We start from the raw sequence: 22125 nt of genomic DNA, 5'->3' as shown, positions 1-22125 counted from the left end.
TCTGTATGGGCTTTACGATTGTTTGGCTTGCAGCATGCCTGCCAAAAAGCAGCGCAGTGTATGCCTGTTTTCCTGCGTGTCCAACGGTTCCTTGCGATATTGCTTGCGGATCGCCGTAAAACCGACCATGCCAAACAATCCCGAAGCAAGCGTCCCGATTTCAATATCCGGGCGTATGTAGCCTTGCTCCTGCATTTGTTTCAGATAGGTTTCCATCATCGTAAAATAACCGGTCAACAGGTTGGCGACGGTCAAATCGCGCTGTTCGTCCCCTGTAAAGACGCTGAGCAAGAGGAAGCACAGCTCGTGATTTTCGGAAAAGAAGCGAAGATGCTCATCCAGCACATTCAGCATGCGTTCATCCAAAGACAGCTCTTCGTTTTGCATCACACTGTCAACATGGTAAATCAGCATCTTCACGCCTTTTTCAATCACGTACAAAAAAAGCTCCTCTTTGGTCGAGAAGTGGTAGTACAGGGTGCCTTTCGCTACCTGTGCCACTTCCGCGATCGCGTCCATCGTCGTTTCGCTGTAGCCTAGCTGGGCAAACGCGGTCAGCGCCCCTTGGGCAATTTGATCTTTTTTGGATGTTGCCATCACTCCCATCCCCCTCGCCTTTATTAAACTGACTGGTCAGTACAAAAATCAGTATAAGGATCCCTCCTGATTTTGTCAACATGAAAAGCAAAAAGACCGCTCGCCCACGGTCTTTCATTCTTCCCTGATTCGGTTGTACGTCTCCACTGTCGCCGGCATCGGCGCGACGCCGAGCTGTTCCTGCAGTTTCGCCACGCATTTTTTGTACCAGCGAATGGCCTGTGTCCGGTTGTTTAGCTCGTAGTAAGCGGTCATCAGCAGCCGATACGCTTCCTCCCAGCAATCGTCCACCTGCAGGATCGCCTCGCACCAGCGAATCGCTTTTTCCAGTTGCCGCTGCTCCAGCCTGATTTTCGCCAGCCTTTCCGCGCCCCGCAAAAACAGCGCCTGCAGTCGCTCCCGTTCTTCTACGCACCATTCCTCGTAGCGGCACTCCGGTATGTACTCGCCCTGGTAGTAGCTGAGCCCTTTTTCCAGCAAAACGCCCGCCTGCCGCTCGTCCTGCTCGGCCAATCCCGATGTGACCAGCTTTTCGAACTCCTCCACATCCAGATGATAGCCGGACGCGAGGTTGAATCCGTAGGAGCTGCCATGGCGTTGAATAAAAAAGGTGTCCGTCCGCGCTGTCCGGTTTGGCTCCAGCGCTTTGTTCAAGGCGTTGAGCGCGACCTTGAAATCGCGGATCGCCGCTTCTTCCAGGCTATCCGGCCAGAGACGGTGCATAATGTCCTCGCGAGCCAGCAGGTGGTGGCGCTTGGTCAACAGCAGCTGGAACAACAGCTTGGCGGTTCCGCGCTGCCACGCCTTCTCGCTCAGTTCGCGCTCGCCCAGCCAGACGCGAAACGCCCCCAACGTCTGGATGCGCAAGGTATAGCCAGGGTGAAACGTGACATTTTGCAAGCCGAGATCGTTTAACAGTTGGGAAACGTAGTCCGGTGATACTTTTCGCTGTTCCGCTTCCAGCAGAATCGGCATCAGCTGCTGCACGTCGTACGGAGTGAGCAGGGTCGGACGCTGCAGCAAAAAGGCGTACTCGCCTGTCTGCATCAGCGACAGCGCCTGCGTTACAGCGGGGACGAACAGCTCCCACTGCTTGCTGCGGTACGCAAGAAAGCTTTGCCACAGCTGGCAAATCGCCACATGATAGCTGTCTCCACAACGACTCAGCCGCTCCGTGCAGTCGCGAAACGTCTCCAGCGCCTCTTCGTCCTTGCCGTATCTGGCATAGGCGATTCCGATTGCCATCCGCACCAGGCTGCCCAACCAGTCGTCGCGCATGGCCTCGGTTTCGTGTATCCCTCGTTTGCCGTACAACAGCGCCTGATCGAGCGCCTTCCCACTGGCGTGAAACAGCGTCAGCCCGAGCAGCGTCTCGGATTTTCCTCGCGTGGACTGCAGTTCCTCCATCATTTGCAAGCCTTTTTCGTAAAGCTGGCGAATCTCTTCGGCGGGCAGTGCCTGGCCGATGAGCGCCGCATGCGCTTTTCTGACGTAGCCATTCGCCTCCACGAACGGGGAATGCGCCGCACGTCCAAGCTGAATGGCTGTCTCCGCCGCCTCCAAGCCGCGCTCCCACTCGCCGTTTAGCGCATAGACGAAAGACAGCAACAGCGACGTTTCCCGATAGGAGCGCGTCAAGGCCGGATGCCTGGTCTGCTCCAGTTGCCATTTGTTCTCCAAAAGCTGGATGGACGACTGCAACCGTCCCGTGCGAAACAAAAGCCGCGACTCCAGCTCGACCTCTGTCTGCTGCTCCAGCTCCTGGCTTTTTTCATACCACGCCGCCGCCAGCCTCGAATCTCCGCGGTTTGTATAAATTTCCGCCAGCAAACGGTACAGTCTTGGGGCCATCTCGCTTTCCTGCTCTTGCGGTGGAAGCAGCTGGATTGCCCGTTTGAGCAGTTCCTCCGCCTTGACGCCCTGCACGCTGTCGAGATGGACTCTCGCCTTGCCTTCCAACCCGCGGCACAGCCCGATCCGGTCGTGCTTTTTCTCGCAAAAGGCGAGAAACTGCTCATAGGAGGCAAACGCCTTGGCGTACAGACAGCGGTAGCGCTCCACCTCTCCCTGGTAAAACCAGAGCCAGTGCTCCTCTGCTTTGATCGAATCCGGCAACAGCGTCAGCCATTTGTACAGCCCGTCCAGCACGCCCGCACTCAAAAAGCGCTCCGCAGCCATGCATACCCATGTACCGAGCACGTCCCACTGTTCAATCAGGCGCAAGCGCTCGAACGCCCGCTCTTCTTCGCCTTTGCGGCGGTACCAGACGGCCGCTCCCTGGTTGACCCGCCGGTAAATGTCCTGGCGCGACGCAAGTTTGCTCGATAACAGCCGCTGAAACAGCGGGTGGAAACCATGCATCCCCCGCTCGTCCACGTGCAAAAACAGATGACTGCGTTTCGCCTCCTCCAGCTTTTCCAGCGCCGCAGCCCCCAAGACCTGCTCGCAGTCTTCGCGGGTAAACGCCTCCAGGGCCGCAGCCTCCATCAAAAACTGCTGCATGTCTTCGGCAAGGCCAATCCACACGTCCGCTTCCAGCAAATGCAGCAGCCGGGACAGCTCGTGCAGACTGTCTGCCAGCCGGAAGCCCCGTGCAATTTTTTCCCCAATCGAGCGCAACGCGATCACCCAGCCACGCGTGACTTCTTCGACCTGCCTCCATTCGTCGTCAGTCAGGGCAATGTCGTATTGATCCGAGTAAAAAGCTTCGCTCTCTTCCAGCGTAAACGCCAAGTCATCCGTCGCAAGCTCCAGACAGTCGCCGCGCGCCGTTAGCAACTCCAACTGTGCCCAGTCGGGACGAACACGGGTCAGGATCGCCAGCTTGACTTTGTGCGGCAGCAGCTCAACCAGCTCGGACACGAAGCTGTCGGCATCACTTCCGCTTGCAATCCGGTGATAGTTGTCCAAAACGATCACAAAATCGTCGGGGAGCCCGGCGCATTCGTGGCCAAACAAATCTGCGAGCCGCCTGGCTTCTGCCGTATGCTCCTGTTGCTTTTCCGCCAAATTAAAAAGCAGTTCGCGCAAAGACGGTGCAAAATCAGGAATGACACGCCGGACACTCTCCAAGAGACACCACAAAAAATCGGGAAGCGCAGTATCTTCTTCCGTGATGAAATACCAGGAAGCAGATCGCGCTTCATCGTGCAAAAACGTGGCAAACGATGTCGTTTTGCCGTACCCCGCCCCGGCGTGGATCAGGCAGAGCCGGGCATGAGCGAGCAGCCGCAGCTTCCGCGCCAGCGCAGGACGCCTGAGCACATACGGCTTTTGCGAAGGAAGCGTGATTTTGGAAATGGGTACCTGGAAATGACTCATCGGTTGCACTCCTTGCCGTTCACCTACTCTTCCAGACTATTTCCCCATTTCTTGCAAAACTCCTGCCGCAAGCCACGCTCAACAAAAAGCCCACCCGGACATCCAGGTGGCTTTTTGTCAATCGACGAGATTGTACCCTTTGACGGTATAGCCAATATCGTTGAGCAGCACCTGGAACTCTTCGTTGCTGACTGCCTCGCCGCGAAGAATACGCTGGTGCAAATCGAAGATGCGGTCGTAAACCGCCCTGTTCGTGGACACGTACATCAAGTTGAAGCGCGACTCGCTCTGCAGCCTGCTTCGCATTCGATCCACCACGCGCTTTTGCAGCGCATCTGTATGTCCGTTGTCGTTGCGCACAATCCTTCCCGGCGTATGCCGGATCGACGGACGCGGATTGATTTCATCGGGCTTGGGCGTATCCAGTGGCAAAACACCGATTAATAGCGTGTCCTTGTACGCCAGCACTTTCAAATCGGCTACGCCAGGCACCTTTTCCGCATGCCGCTCCAGATAGGCGACGAGATGCGGCTCGCGATGATGAACCATTTTCTGGGTAATCATTGCCGCTGGCCCTTTGTCCATTCCGACATTGTCATTGCGAAAGTTGATGCCGTACGCATCGAATTTGGCCTCGTTACCGTTGCGATCCTCGGTGCCTTGTTCCTTGTTTGGCGTGCAGCCCGTCATCAGAGCGACAAGCAAAATCGACGCATATAGGCAATAACCAATTCGCTTCAACAAAAAACACCTCCTTGCGCATAGTGTGGTGCGCGGGAGGTGTTCTTACTCAGGAAGTGGCTGGCTTAGTTTCGAGCAGCAAACTCGCCCTCGAATGTATCCTCTTTGCCATCGACTTCAGCCTTGAGTGTGAAATTTTTAATGCCATCGTAGGTGGTCCGATAAAACTCGAAAGTTCCATCCGCCTTGACTTCTACCTCATACGTCTTTCCTTCCAAAGTGACCGTCACCTCTGCCTTTGGATCAACGGTTCCAAGGATTTCGTAGATGCCCATCGTCCCCAGACGGAAACTTTTTCCAGAAATGCTGTCCTTATCAAAAAAGCTTGCCTGCTCCGGTTTGCTATTGTCTTCTGCAGGCTTGGCCGGCTCTTGGGGCTTTTCTTCCTCAACAACAGCCTGATCCGCAATCAAAACCGTTTGCGTAGCCTGATCCCAATCGACCTTGTAACTCAGCGCCTCGGCAATAAAACGAACAGGCACGACGGTGCGCTGGTTGACGATTTGCGCAGGCACGTCCAGATTGATCGTTTGTCCATTTTTCTTGGCAATTTTTTGTGTGACGACGAGACGGATGTTGTCGTTTCCTTTGTCAATCGTCACTGTTCTCGTTTTCTCGTTCCAATCGACCTTAAAACCCAATGTTTCCGCAATCGGACGAATCGGTACCAGTGTCCGGCTGTCGCGGATCAGCGGCTTTTGATCGGGGAATACAATTTCTTTTTTATTGTACTCCACCTTGACGGCACTCTGCACAGGGGCAGAAGCTGCCGCCGCAGAAAATGTTGCCGTAGGCACCAGAGCAATTGCCAGCACAAAAGATGCGAGTTTTTTCAGCAAGATGTCCACTCCGTTTCCGATAAGATTCACACGATTCTTAATCTACTATAGGCTTGGTGCGGTTTCAAGCCATTCCTTGCCAAGACCGTACTGTCATTGTAAAAGGAATGAACCGGATTGGACAAGCAGGAACCAACTGGTAATCGTCAAAAAATACGCTATTCCTCTATCTTTAGACCTAATTTCAAATTGTTACAAAAATAAAGCCATCATTCTGTCAAAAACCGTTACAATGAATTTAGAAACGACTGTATTTTTCTTCGAAAGAGGCAATGATGATGAAAAAATTTATTCCTTTTCTTATCCTGGCACTGATCTTGACCATGCTTCCCCCCGGAGGCAGCTCTGCGAACACAGCTGCTGTTCAATTGGGAAGCGATGTACTGTTCGACCAATTCCATCATTTGATCGAGGAAAAAAAAGTCGGGCTGATTACCAACCAAACCGGCGTCAATAGTCAAGGAACGAGCACCATCGACCTGTTGCGTCGTGACCGCTCCGTCACGCTCACAGCGTTGTTCGCTCCCGAGTATGGGCTGGATGGCAAGGCACAGGTGGCAAGCCAGCCGGAGAGCTTCATTCACCCGGTCTATGGCATTCCGGTCTACGGCTTGTACGGCTCAACCCGCCAGCCAACACCGGAAATGCTTGGGCATCTTGACACGCTTCTCGTCGATCTGCAAGACATTGGCTCCCGGACGTACACTTACCTATCGACGCTCAAATACGCCATGACGGCCGCAAAGGAGCAAGGAAAGCAGGTTATCGTACTCGACCGCCCCAACCCGCTCGGCGGCACCATCGTGGAAGGGCCCGTGCTGGAAAAGCGGTATGAATCCTTTCTCGGCGTCGACGAGCTGCCGCTGGCCCATGGCATGACGATTGGCGAGCTTGCCCTGTTTTTCAACCGTACCATAGGCGCTGACCTGTACGTCGTTCCCATGCAGGGCTACACCCGCTCCATGCTCTATCAGGAGACGGGGCTGAGCTGGGTTCCGGGCTCCCCACACTTGCCTGACCTGTCTTCGGTCTACGGCTACATGGCGACAGGACTTGGCGAGGGCACCCCCGTTACCCAGGCAGACCATTTTACTTGGGTTGGCGCAGAAGGCATCGATTCCGTGCGATACGCCGATCTCATGAACGGCAGCCTGTTGCCAGGCGTGATTTTTCTCCCGGAGAAAAAGGGGAAAGCAGGCGGCGTCAGGCTGCGCATTTACGATCCGCGCAGCTTCAATCCGGTAAAAACGGGGTTGTACGCGCTTGCCTATGCAAGACAGCTTCAGCCCTTCCCTGTACCGCTTGGCACGGACAAGGAGATTACGTTGTTCGAGCAGGTGATGGGTACAAACAAAATCGGCCAACTGCTTGCGCAAGGGAAAAGCCCGCAAGAAATCGTTGACTCCTACGCGGAAGCGCTTGGCAAATTCAAGGAGCTGCGCAAAAACTTTTTCATTTATGGCGATGTCCCGTTCGTTCCAACCAAGCCAATTCACAGCGGGTCAGTAGCAACGGAAGCAACACCGCCGACTGGTACAACCGCTCCGGCACCCGAACTTGGGACGGTTACGACGGATCTGCCGCCGCAGTCCGGAACGGCTCAACCGCCAGGTGCGACGACGCAAGCTCCGAAGCCTGAAACGCCTCAGGCACCGGGTGCGACTACCCCAGCTCCGAAGCCTGGCACTTCTCAGCCGCCCGGCTCGACGACGCAAGCTCCGAAGCCTGAAACGCCTCAGGCACCGGGTGCGACGGCTCCGGCTGCAAAACCGGGGACTGCCCAGCCGCCAGGCACAACCACCCCGGCCCCCAAGCCGCCCGTGGCACCAGCGCCGAACACTGGGGAAAAAATCGCGTATCTGACATTTGACGACGGCCCGTCACCTGTGACACCGCACATCCTCGATACGCTGAAAAAATACCAGGTGAAAGCTACTTTCTTCGTCGTAGGCAGATACGTCCCTGGCAACGAAGCGATTTTGAAGCGGGCGGTCGCAGAAGGGCACGCCATTGGCGGGCATACGTACTCACACGATTACCAAGTCGTCTACAAAAGCACTGAAGCCTTTTTTGCCGACCTGGAAAAAGGCAATCAGCTCATCGAAAAAGCAATTGGCACCAAGCCTGTCTTGTTCCGCTATCCGGGCGGCAGCACCAACACGGTCAGCCTCAAATACCAGGACCCGAAACGGTACAACAGCCAAAAAACAGTCATGAGCGCCATTAAGGCCGAAGCGAACAAAAAAGGCTACACGTTCATCGACTGGAATGTCACCAACGGCGACGCCCGCAGCAATCAATACACAGCCCAGCAGGCACTCGCCACTATTAAACAGCAAGTAAAATCGCAAAAAGAGATTGTCGTACTCATGCACGACGCAAGTACGAAAACGCCAACGGCGCAATCCCTTCCGGAAGTCATTACCTTTTTAAAGTCAAAAGGCTACCGCTTCGAAGTCATCAGCCCTGATCGGCCGACGGTCTCCCATGTGAAATAGACGCACGAAAAAACCCGCTCGACAAACCGGACCATCCGGCCGTCGGGCGGGTTTTGCGTTCATTTGTCAGCAGGCAACTACGTGGCTGGAAGCGTGTCGTACCGCAGACGCAGCTCGCGCTTCAATATTTTCCCGCTAGGGTTGCGCGGCAGGGTATCTGTGATGAAAACATACTTCGGTGCTTTGAACGAAGCAAGACGCTCCTTGCAAAACGCGAGCAACTCCTCTGCCGTCAACGTCTCGCCCGCCTTCGGCACAACGACCGCCGTCACCGCCTCGATCCAGTACGGATGCGGAACACCGATCACCGCCACCTCGGATACTTTTGGATGCTGGTAAATCAGCTCCTCCACTTCCCTGCTCGCCACGTTCTCGCCACCTGATTTAATCATGTCCTTTTTGCGGTCTACAATCGTGATATATCCTTCCTCATCCATTATCCCCAAGTCACCGCTATGGAACCAGCCTCCCTTGAAGGCCGCCCGCGTCTTCTCCTCGTCGCGAAAATAGCCGATCATCGCATGGCTGGTTCGATGCACAATCTCGCCAATGCAGCCCCTTGGCACCTCGTTCCCTTCCTCATCCACAATTTTCGTCTCCACGTTCAGCGCAGGCTTGCCTGCCGAGCCTGCTTTGCGTATCTGATCCTGCGGCGGCAAGACTGTCGCCAGCGGTGCTACCTCCGTTTGGCCATAAAAGTTGTAAAACTGTGCGTTCGGCAGGCGTGTCCCCAGCTCCTTCAGCACTTCGACCGGCATGATTGCCGCTCCGTAGTAACATTTTTGCAGGGAGGAAAGGTTGCGGGAGGCAAACTCAGGCGAGCGCAGCAGGGCAATCCAGACGGTTGGCGGACAAAACAGCTGTGTCGCCTTGTGCGTCTCGACCATCTCCAGGATCAGTCCGGGCGTTGCCTGCTCCAGGATGATGCCTGTTCCCCCCAGATAAATGTAGGGCCCCAGGAAGCAATGCAGTTGTGCACTATGAAACAGCGGTAGCGCGTGAATCGCCACGTCATCGTGGGCCATGTTCCCGTCAATGATCGTGCTTACGTATTCGGACAAAATGCTGCTGTGCGTCAGCATGACCCCTTTTGGCCGCGACTCCGTACCGCTCGTATACAATATGTGCGCAACATCGTCGTCAAACAGTTCCTGCTCCGGCTCGTTGGTGCTCGCATCCTGAATCAACGTGCGAAACGGCACCCACGCTCCTTCCGGCTTTGCAGGTCTGGAGATGAGCGCGAGCAGCTTGGGCGACAGCTCAGCCTGTACAATCGCCTCTTGGGCCACGGTGAGAAACTCCGGAGCTACAAAGCAGGCGCTCACCTCCGCGTGACCCAAAATAAACGCCACATCACTCGTGTTCAGCATGAAGTTGATCGGCACCATAATCAGTCCCGCTTTGGCAAGCGCAAAGTTGAGAATGGCAAAATCCATCGAGTTTCGAGACAGCACCGCCACTCTCTCGCCCTTTTGCAGACCATTGGCGAGGAATGTATGGGCCGCCTGATTGACCAATTGATCGAGCTCGCTGTATGTAAGAACTTCTTCCTCAAACTGCAAGGCAATTTTGTCCGGGTACCGCATTCGGCTTCTTCGCAGGATGTCACCAAGCGTATTTCTTCTGGTTCGTTGGGTTTCGATCATCATGATACCTCCCTCATCCTCGTTTGCCTTTATTATATTTTTATTTTCTGTTTTGTATTTATTTTCTGATTTTTTATCATAAAAAAAGCGGCAGCTTCCTCTGCATTATTGAAGCTGCCGCAGGCCCCAAGAAACAATCGAGTCCTTGGTTACAGCATATCTCATATCGCGCCAAGCTTCGATATTGGTTCTTCTGGATATTGAGGAAAAAAACGGATAGTCCGCCAATGGACCGTCCTGTGCTTGCTGGACTCGGCAAAGCAGGCTTTTGTTGTCGAAAAAGAAAAAGACCTCTTTTGAAAAAAAGAGATCGCCTCGTCCTGCAAGTTGTAGTTTGTCAGAAAAAAAGATGGCGGAGGGAGCAGGATTCGAACCCGCGTGAGCTTGCACTCTAACGGTTTTCAAGACCGCCCCGTTATGACCACTTCGGTATCCCTCCGCGTTGCTGATTAACTCAAATATAGCACAGCCCCGACCTTGCATGCAAGCGACTCCGACGGGGCTGAATCTGACACCGCCAACCTGCCGCTTTTCTGCGGCTTCCACGGCAAACACCCCGAACGGCCAGCGCGACACACCTGCGTCCGCTTTCGCCTTGGAATCGACACAGGCAGCTCCAGGCGACAGAACTGCCTGCATCGGGTTCGTCTACTTCAATGGACCTTCCGCAACGCCACACCAATCAATGAGCGTCAGCGCAAAAATCTCTGCGCAGCGGAACACGTCATCGAGCACGATGTACTCGTCCCGGTAGTGCGCAACCTGTGTAACGCCCGGCCCCACGACGATGGCAGGCGTATCGGCCAGCGCCGTCAGCAAGCCGCCGTCCGTTCCCCACGGCGAAGCTTCCACGATGGCTCGCTCGCCCGTCACTGCTGCGAACTTGTCCTGCAAAATCTCCATGAGCGGATGATCCTGCGGGACGTCTCCCGGCACCCAGCGCGCACCATACCACTCCAGCTCGACAGGATGCTCGGCAAACCACGGATCGACTTTTGCAAGACGCTTCAACGCTGCTTCCATTTCCGCCTTGGCATCGTCCATCTGCTCGCCCGGCGCTACGCCCATCCGGCCTTCCAGCTTGACGAGATCGGCGACAGACGACGGCCATTTTCCTCCCTCGATCACCCCGATGTTGATCGGAATCGGGATCGGCAGCTTGGCGTACAGCGGATCATCCAGACGATCGTTGCGCTCTTTTTCCAGGCGGCCAATCGCTTGCACGACCAGCATGCTTTTCTCGATGGCGCTCACCCCTTCGTAGCGTGTGCCGCCGTGAGCAGAACGGCCCTTGACAGTCAGGCGGAACCACATCGAGCCTTGCTGTTTCGGAAAAATTTTCATGTTGGTTGGCTCAGGGACGAGTGCGGCATCTGCCTTGTAGCCGCGCAGAATCGTCGCGAGCGTTCCTGCTCCCCCGCTCTCTTCCTCCACGACGCTCTGGTAGATGACGTCTCCCTTGAGCCGGACACCCAGCTTTTGCAGCACGGAGATGGCGAGCAGCGAGGACAGGTTGCCCCCCTTCATGTCCGTTGCGCCCCGTCCGTACAATTTCCCATCCACTACCTTTCCGCTGAACGGATCGTCGCTCCACTGCGCGTAATCGCCTGGGGGAACGACGTCGACGTGTCCGTTCAAAATGAGCGAGCGGCCACCGCCTGCACCCTTCCATACACCGACTACGTTCGGGCTGCCTTCAAACGTTTGGCGGGGCGACACGAAGTAAGGATGAGAAACGAGCTCCTCTCCCTCCATGACCCACAAGTCGACTGCCAGCCCCATTTTCGTCAAAAGCTCGGCAATGCTTTTTTGAATGGCTTCCTCCGCTCCTTGCACGCTCGGACTTTGCACCCATTCCTGCAGCAGCTTGACGGAAGCCTCCCGATCTTTTTCCAACTGCTCTCGTATTAGTGCTTGCCAATTCGCCATGCTCTACCCCCGTTCTTTTGGAATCGTCTTTGCCTAGCGGAATACGCCGACTTCTCCCTCTACTTTCAGTTCGGCTTCGGTCGCTCCAATCACATCGGCCACGCTGTACGGATACATGACCTCGCGCAAATACAGCCCGTCCGGTTTCACTTCCATCACAGCCATATCGGTGATGATCCAGTTCGCCGCCTTGCTTGCTGTCAGCGGAAGCGAGCATTCGCGCACGATTTTGGAGCGGCCGTTTTTGTCGAGGTGCGTGGTCACGACCATGACCTTTTTCGCTTTTTGCGCCAGCTCCATCGCTCCGCCCATACCTGGCACGCGTTTGCCCGGCACGATCCAGTTGGCAATATCCCCGTTTTGGCTCACTTCGAGGACGCCGAGAATCGTCATGTCCAGCAAGCCGCGGCGAATGATCGCAAAGGCCGTGGCGCTGTCAAAAAAGGACGCTCCCGGCACCAGCGTGACCGGAAAGCCGCCCGCATTGCACAGCATGGCGTTTTCCTCTCCTTTGGCCGGGCTCGGTCCGGTACCCAATATACCGTTTTCCGCGTGAAACATGACGCGTTTGTCCGCAGGGATGAAATCGGCCACCAGCGTAGGAATGCCGATCCCCAAATTGATAATCATGCCGTCCTCGACTTCCATCGCCGCCCTGCGCGCGATTCGCTCGCGGTAGCTCTCGGTCTCTTTTACTTCTCCCACGCCCATCGCCAGTTCACCCCTTCACTTTGCACGATGTAGTTGACGAAGACGCCCGGCGTGACGATTTCCTCCGGGTCCAGTTCGCCAACCTCGACAATCTCATCCGCTTCCACAATCGTAATGTCGCCCGCCATCGCCACCAGCGGATTAAAGTTGCGCGCGCTCGTATCGTACACCAGGTTGCCGAAGCGATCCGCCTTTTTCGCATGGACAATCGCCACTTCTGCCGTCAGCGGCGTCTCCAGCAGATACTCTTTGCCGTCCAGCACGACTTTTTGCTTGCCTTTTTCCGCAATCGTGCCAATGCCCACGTCAGACAGAATCCCGCCCAGACCGACCCCACCTGCCCGTACACGCTCGGCGAGAATCCCCTGCGGGCAAAACTCGACCTCCAGCTCGCCTGCCGTCATTTGCGCCCCTGCGTTCGGGTTGGAGCCGATGTGAGAAGCGATTACTTTTTTCACGCGTCGCTCTGTCACCAGCTTGCCGATCCCGATGTGCGGAAACGCCGTGTCGTTGCTAATCAGGATCAAGTCGCGCACACCAAGTTCCAAAATACCCTGGATGAGTGTCGGCGGATTGCCTACTCCGCCAAAACCGCCTGCCAGAAGCGTCATCCCATCGCGAAAATGGGATAACGCTTCTTGTAGAGTCACTACTTTATCAAAACGGTTCGTCATTGCTGTCTCCTCCCTCTAGCCAATCAGCGCCTTGTCTTTTAGCTCCTGCTGGACGCTGACAATCGCCTCTTTCAAGAGGGCGATCAGTTCGTCGATCTGCTCTTTTGTAATCGTCAGTGGCGGAGCGACAATGACCGAGTCGCCTGCCACGCCATCAATGCCACCGATGGCCGGATAGATGAGCAACCCTTTTTCGAATGCCTTCGCGATAATCTTTGCAGCCACTCCCTCTGACAAGGCAAACGGCTCTTTCGTTTCTTTGTTTTTGACAAATTCCAGGCCGCAAAGCATACCCAAACCGCGCGCCTCACCGACTAGCGGCAATTCCTCTGCCAGCTCCTGCAGGCGAGACAGCAAGTAAGCGCCTTGCTCGGCTGCTTTTTCGATCAAGCCGTGTTTCTCGACGTATTGCAAAACCGCAAGCGAAACGGCAGCAGACTGCGGGTTGGCGCTGTACGTGTGTCCTGCCATAATCAGGCCGCTTCCTTTGGTGATCGTCTCGATAATTTCATCAGTCACCATTGTGGCAGCCATCGGCGTATAGCCGGCGCTCATCCCTTTGCCAAGCGTCATCAGGTCAGGCACGACGCCCCAGTGATCGACGCCGAACGCTTTTCCGGTGCGGCCAACCCCTGTCATGACTTCGTCCGCGATAAACAGCACTTCGTACTTGTCGCAAATTTCGCGAATCCGCTGGAAGTAGCCGTCTGGCGGGACGACCGCACCGCCGGAAGCCCCGATGACTGGCTCCGCGATAAAGGCCGCTACCTGCTCGGCTCCGATGCGCAGGATGGCCCGCTCCAGTTCATTCGCGCATTCCAGCGCGTACGCTTCCAGCGACATGCCTGCTGGTCTTCTGTACGGATACGGCCCGGTAATCGTCGGATAGTCCTCCAAAAGCGGAACGAAGCGCTTCCGGCGCAGGACGTGGCCCGACATGGAGAGCGCCCCCATCGTGATCCCGTGGTAGCTCATCCAGCGGGAGATGATCCGGTTTTTCGTCGGTCTGCCTTTTTCCTGCCAGTATTGGATTGCGATTTTTTGCGCGGTCTCGGTCGCTTCGGAGCCGCTGCTCACAAAAAACGTCCAGTTCAGCGAGCCCGGTGCCCACTCGGCCAGCTTCGCTCCCAGTTCCTCCACAGCGTCACTGCTGAAGTGCGAGCGGTACGCAAACGATACTTGTTTGGCCTGTTGGTACATCGCTTCGGCGACTTCTTCCACCCCGTGGCCGATGCTCGCGGTTACAGCACCGCTGCAGCCGTCGATATAGCGGTTGCCTTCTTTATCGTATAAATAAATGCCTTTGCCATGAGAAATGAACGGATACGTCTTGCCCAACTCCGGTTTGATTACATAGCTTCTGCTCATGATCGTCGCCACCTCGCTTATTCTCTCCCTCTATCCTAGCTGACCTGTGCCGTTCATCCATCCGACGCGCTGGCAAAAAAATATGGCAAAGAGACATAATCTTTTGTACATTTTGTATAAAGAACTTTGCGACACGGAGGTGTACCTCGTGACGATTACGATCCGAGAGGCCCTGCAGCTTCCAGACATGGTGCAGACGCGGCTGATCGCCGGAGCGGGCGGACTGGACAATCCGATTCGCTGGGTGACGATAGTCGAGGTGCTCGAAGACGCCAGCCGATTGCAGGAAGGCGAGTTTTTGATTACGACCGGATTCGGCCTCGCTGAAAATGTGGAGCGGCAAAGCTCGTTCATTCCGACTCTGGCGCGGCAAAAGCTGAGCGGAGTCGCCATCCACACCGGATTTTACTTGCGGGAAATTCCCGAAAGCTTTCTTGCGATGGCTGATCGCCACCAGCTCCCGCTTATTGAAATTCCGACCGAAATCAACTTCTCGACGATAACGAAAGCCATTTTGCAGCCGATTGTCAACCGGCAGTTCGAGACGCTCGCCTACTCGCAGGCGATCCACAACCGGATGATCGACGCAGCCCTGTCCAAAGGCGGACTGCCCGCCATCGCCGCCGAGTTGGCAGAGCTGACAGGTGGCGGGGTGACGATTTTGGACGCGTTCGGCTTTGAAGTAACCCAGCACGGCTGCCCGAGAGAGCAGTCCAGTGACGAAGGCGGAAAGCACTTGCATTCCGTGCCGATTCGCGCCAGCCGCGAGCATTTCGGCACGCTCAGTCTGGCCAAGCCACGGGAAGCGTGGAAGGAGCTGGACGATGTGGCACTCCAGCACGCAGCTACCTTGTGTGCGCTGGAATATGTAAAAGAACGCGCCGTTTCCGCGACCGAATGGCGGCTGAAAGGCGACTTCGTCGAGGAGCTGTTAAACGGAAAGCCGATGAGTCCGCAAGAGCTGGAAAGCCGCTGTCGCATGCTGGGGTACCCGCTGTCCGGCAAGCATCTCGTCGTAGCGCTCAAGGTGGACACAGACAAACATGCCAGACGCGGGGAGCTGCACCAAAGCGCCATTACGCTGATGCGCAGGCTGTGCGACCTCCACCAGCGCTCGTATTTGCTGCGGGAACGGCCTCATTGCCTCTTGTTCGTGCTGCCCGACGACCGGACAAGCCTGCTTCTTCTGGAGCAGTTCACAGCGCGCTGGGAGGGGCTGCATCCCTCTGCGACTCTGCAGATCGCCATCAGCAATCCGCGCGAGCAGCTGACAGACGTTTTTGGCGCCTCCGAGGAAGCCATGTTTGCGCTCCAGGCCTATCCCCTGCTCGCCCGTGCCCCCGAAATGCTGCGTTACCGGGACATGCAAGGCTACCAGTTCCTGTTTCCTTACCACCGCGACGAACAGAGCATGCACGGCCTGTGGAAGCCGATCCTGGAACCCTTGATTCGCTACGACAGCAAATACAACCAGCAACTGCTGGAAACGCTGGAGGTGTACCTCGCCCATAACGGGAACGGCCTGCAAACCTCCCAAGCGTTATATATTCACCGCCACACCCTGAAATACCGTCTGACCCAGATCGAAGAAAAAACAGGCTACCGCCTGGAGGATGCCAACCAGCGCTGGCAGCTTCAACTGGCGCTCATGGCCCGCCGTCTGCAGCAGCAGCTGTTTCCTTCCCGCGAGTAGCCCTATTCGTCCCTGGTTTGCCGCAGCGGCTTCACCCAGATGTTCATGTCTTCGAATCCGGAAAAAATCGTGCAGTTGTTGATGAGCCGCCCCCGATATTGATAGCCCATCTTGGCCGCTGTCACGTTCATCCCTGCCGATTGCGCCCGGGTCAAGGTGTAGAGATAGTAAATCCCTGCCTCCTCCATCTTTTTTTCCAGAGCGCAAAACAGCGGCTGGAGGAGGCCTTTTCCCGTGTGATCCGGGTGAGTGGCACAGTCGGTCATTTCCGCCGAACCCATTCGCTTCGACACTTCGGCAGATGCGGCGCAGGCAATCCTGCCAGCATGCTCGACGACGTAGTAGACGGTTCCCTCCTGCATCGTCTTGCGCACGTACTCCGGATCATCCATGGGGGTAGGATACGTCGCGAATACAAGACTGTACAGACGTGCCAGCTCCTCTGCATCCGCCTCTGTTGCCGGACGCATGCTGTACCCTTCCGGCAGCGGCTTTGCTTCCCCAGCTCCCGCCTTTGCCAGACTGAGCGCCAAAATTTCCTCTGCCAGCTCAGACGCTGTCGACGTCGCCCGTTCCTCTGTCACATACGCCGTGAGCATGTAGGCATTTTCTCCTTGAAAAAATCCGTCAATAACCCCTTCCTGCCGATAACCAAGCGCAAGCCACTCCGCTACATCCCGCTTTTTCCCGTAGACGATCAGCTTGGTCGCACCCGACTTTTCTGCCACCTGCCGCAGCATCTGGTCGTATTCCTTTAGCCGCGTCCGGTCGTACAGATGCAGCTTGACCCTGCGGTTTTGCCGATCGTCTACCAAATCGCCCGTCGCGAGCATTTCCTCAATCTGTGCCTGTGTCATGAAACTGCCCCTCTCCTTTGTATCCTTGTGCTTTCATTGTAGCAGACAGAGCTACTGCGTCATCTGCCAATCTGTATAAAAAGTGGGCAGTCAGGCACAAATGCGACCAGGTTGGGCATTCGACGAGCGCCATTTTCCCTATGGGTTCATAAGATGAAGGGAGTTGCTCCATCTGGGAAGGAGGGGGTATTTATGAGCTGCAGCAGAAACAACGATTTTGCCCTTGTTTTGGTTCTGTTCGTTCTCCTCGTCATCGTTCTCGTCTCAATCTCATAGGATCTTTTTTGTGCCCCTCAGGATAGGTAGTATCGAGGGGCCACCTACATATGCATGTAATAGGGATGACACGTCTTGAGAAGGGAGGAAGCCCACGTGTCTACACTTGTGTTTGCGCATCGCGGCGCTTCCGGCCTGTATCCGGAAAACACGATGGAAGCTTTTCACGCTGCTGTCCGCAAGCGGGCGGACGGGATTGAGCTGGACGTCCAGCTAAGCCGCGACAACAAACTGGCCGTCATTCACGATCACCGACTGGAACGGACGACAAACGGCTCCGGGCCTGTGCGCGGCTATACGATGCGCGAGCTGCGCCAGCTGCGTGCCGACAAAGCTTGCTCCACGCGTTTTCCCAAAGCCCGGATTCCCCTTCTGCGTGAGGTATTTCAAGCCTTTTCGGATACATCGTTGCGTTTTATTATCGAGCTGAAAAATTTTTTTCAGAACCAGCCCCACCTCGAAGAAAAAGTCATCGAGCTGATCCGACGCTACCAGTTGACGGAACGAACGGTCATTTCCACGTTTAACTTCGACAGCTTGTTGCGAATCAAGGAATTGGACCCTGCGCAAACGACCGGGCTTCTATACGTCGGCCCGATCACAAAGCCGTGGGCAGTCGCAAGCCAGTACCACTGCGAGCAACTGCACGTCCCGTACGACCAACTGACTCCCGAACTGGTCCAACAGGCCAGACAGCGCCAACTGACTGTCTACAGTTGGACGGTGAACAGCAGTCGGCAAATCCAGCGGGCGGTCGATATGGGCGCAGACGGGATCATTACCAACTATCCGGGACGCGCCAGAAAAATCATCGAAGCCGAATAGCCAAGCAAAAAGGAGCCTGTTGCGGAAGGCTCCTTTTTGTACTCAACTGTTACGGGTGCGGAACGTAAAATTTTCCCTGCCAACTGTTGCGGCGGTTCAGCTCGGCATTGATCCCGTTCAGCACTTCCCATTTTTTGCGGCTCCACATCGGTCCGATCAGCAAGTCCTTTGGCCCATCGCCTGTGATGCGGTGGACAATCATTTCCGGCGGCAAAATTTCGAGTGTATCGACGACGAGCTTGGTATACTCCTCCTGTGAAAGAAATTCCAGCAGGCCCGCCTCGTACTGCTTGACCATCGGCGTCTTGCGCAACAGGTGCAGCAAGTGAATTTTGATTCCTTGCACATCGAGGTGGGCGACTGCTTCTGCCGTCTGCATCATTTCTTCGTGCGATTCTCCCGGCAACCCGTAGATGATGTGCGTACAGACGCGAATGTTGTGCTTGCGCAGCCTCTCCACTGCGTCGACATAGCAGGCGTAGTCGTGCGCCCGGTTAATCAGTTGCGCGGTATGCTCGTGGATCGTTTGCAGGCCCAGTTCCACCCACAGGTACGTCCGCTCGTTCAGCTCCGCCAAATACTCCACCACATCGTCTGGCAGGCAGTCAGGGCGCGTTGCGATCGAGAGGCCGACTACCCCTTCCTGCCGGAGAATGACCTCGTACATCTCGCGCAGTTCGTCTACAGGGGCGTACGTGTTCGTGTACGCCTGGAAAAAGCCAAGGTATTTGGCCTGGGGCCACTTGGCGTGCATCCGTGTTTTCACCTCGTGAAACTGGCGCTCCAGGTCCATTCTCCGGTCGCCAGCGAAATCACCGGAGCCGCGTGCGCTGCAAAAAGTACAGCCGCCCGTCGCGACCGTACCGTCCCGGTTTGGGCAAGTGAAGCCTCCGTCCAGCGGAACCTTGAAAATTTTTTCGTGAAAGGTGGAGCGCAGGTGGTAGTTCCATGTATGGTATCGCTTGTCTCCCCACAGCATGGGAGTGTCGTGATCGCAATGTTGTGGTGCCAGTTTCATCACTGCATACCTCCTCGTAGACCGGCTGTGTGTTCGTATTTTGTCTCACAGCCAACGCTCAGGTGCCTTGCTGCCTGTTGTATCGCTATCGCAGATAGGATCGCGTCATTATACCAGATTACACTGTCCCTAACAAGAAAACCACAGGTGCATATCGCGCCTGTGGTTTTTGCTCCATGGTTTTATTGCTGAATCTCCTCGATGCGTATCGCACGGGTATGGGATGTATGGCTCCACACCTGATTTTTCTTGGTGAAAAACGCGTAAAACAGGATCGGCAGCCAGGTCAGGAAAAAGAACGGCAACAGGAGCAGTCCCAAATACCCCTTGAGCGGCACTTTTTCAAGGTAAAGCGCCAGAAACGGCAACAAATAAAACACAGCTGTGGATCCGTACACCAACCATGCTGGCAGGATGGTCGCAGCCGGCGTCAGAGCCGCAATGTCAAAATATCGGCCCACGAACAGCAAAGACATCATCGTCACCATCAGCACGTACATCGGCTGGAACAGGTAGAAGGCCGCGTCGAGCATTCCCACTCTTCTTGACTTCAGTCCGTTTTTCACTACGCTTCCAATGTAGCGTCCCGCCACATCGTAGTGGCCTTGCATCCAGCGCAATCGTTGGCGCATCGAAGCCTTCAAGTCAATCGGCTTCTCATCCCAAACCTTTGTATCATGGGCCCAAGTCGGATAGATTCCGCGCTCAATACAGCGCGTAGCAAACTCCAGGTCTTCCGTCAAGCTGGTCGCTCCCCAGCCCATCTCCTTGAGCAGTTTGCTCTCAATACACAAGCCCGTACCGCCCAATGTGTTTGGCAGACCAAGGTTGTGACGGGCCAGCTGCCACATGCGGTTTGTAAACCAATATGTAACAGCATAAGACAGGGTAATCCAGGAGTCAAACGGGTTTTTCGAATCCAGATAGCCTTGGATCACGCGCGCCCCTTTGACCAGTCGGTCGTTCATCACTTTCAGGAAGTTCTTTTCCACCAGGTTGTCGGCATCAAACATGACGACGGCATCGTACTGCTTTGGCATTGCCCAAAGGTTCTCCAGCATCCACTCAATCCCGTAGCCTTTTCCGCGCTTGGACGTGTCAAAACGCTCGCACGCAATGGCTCCGTGTGCCCGACTGATCTCGGCTGTGTCGTCTGTACAGTTGTCGCAAATGACGAAGATGTCGTACATTTCGCGTGGGTAGTCCAGCTGTTTCAGGTTTTCAATCAGTGGAGCGATTACGGCACTTTCATTATGCGCCGCAATCAGTACCGCAAATGTTTTTTGTGGCTCGCTTGTCACCTGCTCCTTTTTACGGAACAGGCCCGCACATGAAACCAGTGTTTGGTACGTGCTAATCACACCTACCGTTGAAGTGAATCCGATGAATAATCCCTCAATGATCTCTCTAAATACACTCATGGGTTCTTCTCCTCGACCTGAATCAAATTGGGTCTGATCTGATTCAGGTAGTGTTGTTTTTCCAATATTTCTCTATTTATTTCTCCCAATTGGGAGTGTACATCAAAAGCGGTTCAAGATCAATGACCCAAAAGTGGGAAAAAAGACGACACTCCTATCACCTTTCCCACCTTTTTCTCTTTCTATTCGACAAGCCCTGAACATGAGCAGAAAAAAAAGCCCTTGTCGAAAAGGCTTGATTTATTTCGAAAACACGAGAACCAATCTACGTCCTCGATTGAATACAATGGTGCGGTCGGCGAGACTCGAACTCGCACGGGTCGCCCCGCCACCCCCTCAAGATGGTGTGTCTGCCAATTCCACCACGACCGCCTGTTTTCCTTGAGCTGTTGTGCAGCAAGCCATTCCTAACCTCTCACAGAATCACGTGTCTGAGTATACACAATCCATATATCGAAGTCAATAGCGATTTCCTCCTGCCAAATACCTCAAATATCTTTGGGTTAAATCGTATGTCTTTTCTGACCCTGTCGAAAAAGCGCTTATTTTGTCTGTTTTTCCAGAAAAACAAGGTCGTTTCAGGAGGCGGTTCCCCTTCTTTCGACGCAATTATCTATGGATCGCGTCGCCATATTTTCCGGCTCTCCTACATATTTTATGGCGAATAAGACAAATTATTACCAGTAGTGGAGGACAACCTTTCTCAAAAAAAATTTTTCGTCATTGGGGGAAAACAATGATTCCCGAGGATATTAAACAACTCCTGCACGATATTCGGCTAATTGGTGGCGGCATGAAGCAGTATGAGCATCCGGAAGATTGGCAACTGATTCGCAATCTGGTTGGTGACAAGCTGGAGGTCGATTTGAGCGATACCACTCCCGACTATTGGGAGAAGCTTCGTGCTTCGCTTGAGAGCGAAAAGGCAGTGGCGCTAGAAAAAGCAGAGCGGCGTTACCTGCATGGCCTCTACTACTACAATCCTTTTATTTGACCACGATGTGCTCGTGGTCTTCCTTTCTGGTCTGCGCGGCCAGTGGTTCTGTCTATGGAATTGTTTTGCAACGGATGCGTGTATCGCTTTCGGCTTATCTCCGTCCCCTCTCCACCGGAAAAAGGAAGTCCGAAATCAAATTTGTAGGGAAGCGTATCTTTTTTGCTTTTCATTCGTCATATAGAGTAGCGAGTGGATTTTCAGAGGAATCTACTCATGAAAAATGTGCTCCTGGACGAAAAGCTTCCTTATTATATATGTCATTATTGGTCATTTTCTGTCGATTAAAAAATCTTGTTTTGCCATGGGCTAGATACACTTATTTGCGGTATGCGTCATCTGTCATAAAAAGACCTCCTTCAAACTCAAATGGTAAACTTGAGTCTGTAGGAGGTCTTTTCAATAAGTGGCGTCCCAGGAGAGATTCGAACTCCCGACCGACGGCTTAGAAGGCCGTTGCTCTATCCAGCTGAGCTACTGGGACAGGGTATGGAGGGAGTACCCGGATTTGAACCGGGGATGAGGGTTTTGCAGACCCGTGCCTTACCACTTGGCTATACTCCCATGCATGGGGCGATCGATGGGACTCGAACCCACGAATGCCGGAGCCACAATCCGGTGCGTTAACCCCTTCGCCACGACCGCCATATCAAATTGTTGGTAGCGGTGGAGGGATTCGAACCCCCGACCTTTCGGGTATGAACCGAACGCTCTAAC

The 22125-nt window shown here is 54.8% G+C and carries 16 protein-coding genes and 6 tRNA genes (1 of these 22 running past the window's edge); 4 read left to right on the top strand and 18 right to left on the bottom strand.

Annotation, left to right across the window (positions count from 1 at the left end; all coding sequences use genetic code 11):
* Positions 1-12: 12 nt before the first annotated feature.
* From AAFJ72_RS08565 to AAFJ72_RS08550, 4 genes are all read right to left on the bottom strand, one after another.
* Positions 13-597, bottom strand: coding sequence for a TetR/AcrR family transcriptional regulator (locus tag AAFJ72_RS08565; RefSeq protein WP_432776756.1), 585 nt, complete (start codon positions 595-597; stop codon positions 13-15).
* Positions 598-711: 114 nt separating this feature from the next.
* Entirely contained in the window at positions 712-3918 is a 3207-nt protein-coding gene (locus AAFJ72_RS08560; protein ID WP_432776755.1) for a BTAD domain-containing putative transcriptional regulator, read from the bottom strand.
* Positions 3919-4035: 117 nt separating this feature from the next.
* On the bottom strand, positions 4036-4659 hold the full coding sequence (locus AAFJ72_RS08555; protein ID WP_432776754.1) for a sporulation protein: 624 nt from the start codon (positions 4657-4659) through the stop codon (positions 4036-4038).
* 65 nt (positions 4660-4724) lie between these two features.
* Complete coding sequence (locus AAFJ72_RS08550; protein WP_432777162.1) at positions 4725-5507, bottom strand: copper amine oxidase N-terminal domain-containing protein; 783 nt, start codon at positions 5505-5507, stop codon at positions 4725-4727.
* Positions 5508-5776: 269 nt separating this feature from the next.
* Between AAFJ72_RS08550 and AAFJ72_RS08545 the strand changes: the two genes are divergently transcribed.
* The gene (locus AAFJ72_RS08545; protein ID WP_432776753.1) at positions 5777-7996 is read left to right on the top strand and encodes an exo-beta-N-acetylmuramidase NamZ domain-containing protein; all 2220 of its coding nucleotides are present in this window, start codon (positions 5777-5779) and stop codon (positions 7994-7996) included.
* Between the two features lie 77 nt (positions 7997-8073).
* Here the strand turns inward: AAFJ72_RS08545 and AAFJ72_RS08540 are convergent, their stop codons facing one another.
* From AAFJ72_RS08540 to AAFJ72_RS08515, 6 genes are all read right to left on the bottom strand, one after another.
* Complete coding sequence (locus AAFJ72_RS08540) at positions 8074-9642, bottom strand: acyl-CoA synthetase (protein WP_432777161.1); 1569 nt, start codon at positions 9640-9642, stop codon at positions 8074-8076.
* Positions 9643-9992: 350 nt separating this feature from the next.
* Positions 9993-10081, bottom strand: a tRNA-Ser gene (locus tag AAFJ72_RS08535).
* A gap of 209 nt (positions 10082-10290) precedes the next feature.
* Positions 10291-11571 (bottom strand): peptidase, encoded by a 1281-nt coding sequence (locus tag AAFJ72_RS08530; RefSeq protein ID WP_432776752.1) that lies wholly within the window; start codon positions 11569-11571, stop codon positions 10291-10293.
* 33 nt (positions 11572-11604) lie between these two features.
* The gene (locus AAFJ72_RS08525) at positions 11605-12282 is read right to left on the bottom strand and encodes a 3-oxoacid CoA-transferase subunit B (protein ID WP_122906960.1); all 678 of its coding nucleotides are present in this window, start codon (positions 12280-12282) and stop codon (positions 11605-11607) included.
* Positions 12264-12956, bottom strand: a complete 693-nt coding sequence (locus AAFJ72_RS08520) for a 3-oxoacid CoA-transferase subunit A (protein ID WP_432776751.1) — start codon at positions 12954-12956, stop codon at positions 12264-12266. The genes AAFJ72_RS08525 and AAFJ72_RS08520 overlap by 19 nt, the downstream gene beginning before the upstream one ends.
* Before the next feature lie 15 nt (positions 12957-12971).
* Positions 12972-14324 (bottom strand): aspartate aminotransferase family protein, encoded by a 1353-nt coding sequence (locus AAFJ72_RS08515; protein ID WP_122906958.1) that lies wholly within the window; start codon positions 14322-14324, stop codon positions 12972-12974.
* A 148-nt stretch (positions 14325-14472) separates the two neighbouring features.
* Between AAFJ72_RS08515 and AAFJ72_RS08510 the strand changes: the two genes are divergently transcribed.
* Positions 14473-16017: a PucR family transcriptional regulator gene (locus AAFJ72_RS08510; RefSeq protein ID WP_432776750.1), complete on the top strand. Its 1545-nt coding sequence runs from the start codon at positions 14473-14475 to the stop codon at positions 16015-16017.
* Between the two features lie 2 nt (positions 16018-16019).
* Here AAFJ72_RS08510 and ablB read toward each other — a convergent pair whose 3' ends face one another.
* Positions 16020-16874 (bottom strand): putative beta-lysine N-acetyltransferase, encoded by an 855-nt coding sequence (ablB, locus tag AAFJ72_RS08505; protein ID WP_432776749.1) that lies wholly within the window; start codon positions 16872-16874, stop codon positions 16020-16022.
* 372 nt (positions 16875-17246) lie between these two features.
* Between ablB and AAFJ72_RS08500 the strand changes: the two genes are divergently transcribed.
* Entirely contained in the window at positions 17247-17975 is a 729-nt protein-coding gene (locus tag AAFJ72_RS08500) for a glycerophosphodiester phosphodiesterase (RefSeq protein ID WP_432776748.1), read from the top strand.
* Between the two features lie 49 nt (positions 17976-18024).
* Here the strand turns inward: AAFJ72_RS08500 and AAFJ72_RS08495 are convergent, their stop codons facing one another.
* From AAFJ72_RS08495 to AAFJ72_RS08485, 3 genes are all read right to left on the bottom strand, one after another.
* Positions 18025-18993, bottom strand: a complete 969-nt coding sequence (locus tag AAFJ72_RS08495) for a TIGR01212 family radical SAM protein (protein ID WP_432776747.1) — start codon at positions 18991-18993, stop codon at positions 18025-18027.
* A 182-nt stretch (positions 18994-19175) separates the two neighbouring features.
* Positions 19176-20414 (bottom strand): glycosyltransferase family 2 protein, encoded by a 1239-nt coding sequence (locus AAFJ72_RS08490; protein ID WP_432776746.1) that lies wholly within the window; start codon positions 20412-20414, stop codon positions 19176-19178.
* Positions 20415-20701: 287 nt separating this feature from the next.
* A tRNA-Leu gene (locus AAFJ72_RS08485) sits at positions 20702-20786 on the bottom strand.
* Positions 20787-21150: 364 nt separating this feature from the next.
* Here AAFJ72_RS08485 and AAFJ72_RS08480 point away from each other — a divergent pair.
* On the top strand, positions 21151-21408 hold the full coding sequence (locus AAFJ72_RS08480) for a hypothetical protein (RefSeq protein WP_432776745.1): 258 nt from the start codon (positions 21151-21153) through the stop codon (positions 21406-21408).
* Between the two features lie 407 nt (positions 21409-21815).
* On the opposite strand, the gene AAFJ72_RS08475 is transcribed toward AAFJ72_RS08480, so the two are convergent.
* The 4 genes from AAFJ72_RS08475 to AAFJ72_RS08460 form a co-directional block, all read right to left on the bottom strand.
* Positions 21816-21892, bottom strand: a tRNA-Arg gene (locus AAFJ72_RS08475).
* Positions 21893-21898: 6 nt separating this feature from the next.
* Positions 21899-21972 (bottom strand) — tRNA-Cys (locus tag AAFJ72_RS08470).
* A 5-nt stretch (positions 21973-21977) separates the two neighbouring features.
* Positions 21978-22053, bottom strand: a tRNA-His gene (locus AAFJ72_RS08465).
* Positions 22054-22066: 13 nt separating this feature from the next.
* Positions 22067-22125: transfer RNA gene (locus AAFJ72_RS08460), tRNA-Met, on the bottom strand; it runs 18 nt beyond the window's last position.

Source organism: Brevibacillus gelatini, from assembly GCF_050920745.1.
Classification (GTDB): Bacteria; Bacillota; Bacilli; order Brevibacillales; family Brevibacillaceae; genus Brevibacillus; species Brevibacillus gelatini.
Note: the sequence above shows the minus strand (reverse complement) of the source record. Positions and strands in the feature narration are given on the sequence as shown.

Excerpts from the sequence above, each read along its gene's own strand:
- AAFJ72_RS08520 (WP_432776751.1), bottom strand. The coding sequence starts at position 12,956 with ATGACGAACCGTTTTGATAAAGTAGTGACTCTACAAGAAGCGTTATCC.
- AAFJ72_RS08525 (WP_122906960.1), bottom strand. The coding sequence starts at position 12,282 with ATGGGCGTGGGAGAAGTAAAAGAGACCGAGAGCTACCGCGAGCGAATC.
- AAFJ72_RS08515 (WP_122906958.1), bottom strand. The coding sequence starts at position 14,324 with ATGAGCAGAAGCTATGTAATCAAACCGGAGTTGGGCAAGACGTATCCG.
- AAFJ72_RS08565 (WP_432776756.1), bottom strand. The coding sequence starts at position 597 with ATGGCAACATCCAAAAAAGATCAAATTGCCCAAGGGGCGCTGACCGCG.
- AAFJ72_RS08545 (WP_432776753.1), top strand. The coding sequence starts at position 5,777 with ATGAAAAAATTTATTCCTTTTCTTATCCTGGCACTGATCTTGACCATG.
- AAFJ72_RS08490 (WP_432776746.1), bottom strand. The coding sequence starts at position 20,414 with ATGAGTGTATTTAGAGAGATCATTGAGGGATTATTCATCGGATTCACT.
- AAFJ72_RS08530 (WP_432776752.1), bottom strand. The coding sequence starts at position 11,571 with ATGGCGAATTGGCAAGCACTAATACGAGAGCAGTTGGAAAAAGATCGG.
- ablB (WP_432776749.1), bottom strand. The coding sequence starts at position 16,874 with ATGACACAGGCACAGATTGAGGAAATGCTCGCGACGGGCGATTTGGTA.
- AAFJ72_RS08560 (WP_432776755.1), bottom strand. The coding sequence starts at position 3,918 with ATGAGTCATTTCCAGGTACCCATTTCCAAAATCACGCTTCCTTCGCAA.
- AAFJ72_RS08540 (WP_432777161.1), bottom strand. The coding sequence starts at position 9,642 with ATGATCGAAACCCAACGAACCAGAAGAAATACGCTTGGTGACATCCTG.
- AAFJ72_RS08495 (WP_432776747.1), bottom strand. The coding sequence starts at position 18,993 with ATGAAACTGGCACCACAACATTGCGATCACGACACTCCCATGCTGTGG.
- AAFJ72_RS08480 (WP_432776745.1), top strand. The coding sequence starts at position 21,151 with ATGATTCCCGAGGATATTAAACAACTCCTGCACGATATTCGGCTAATT.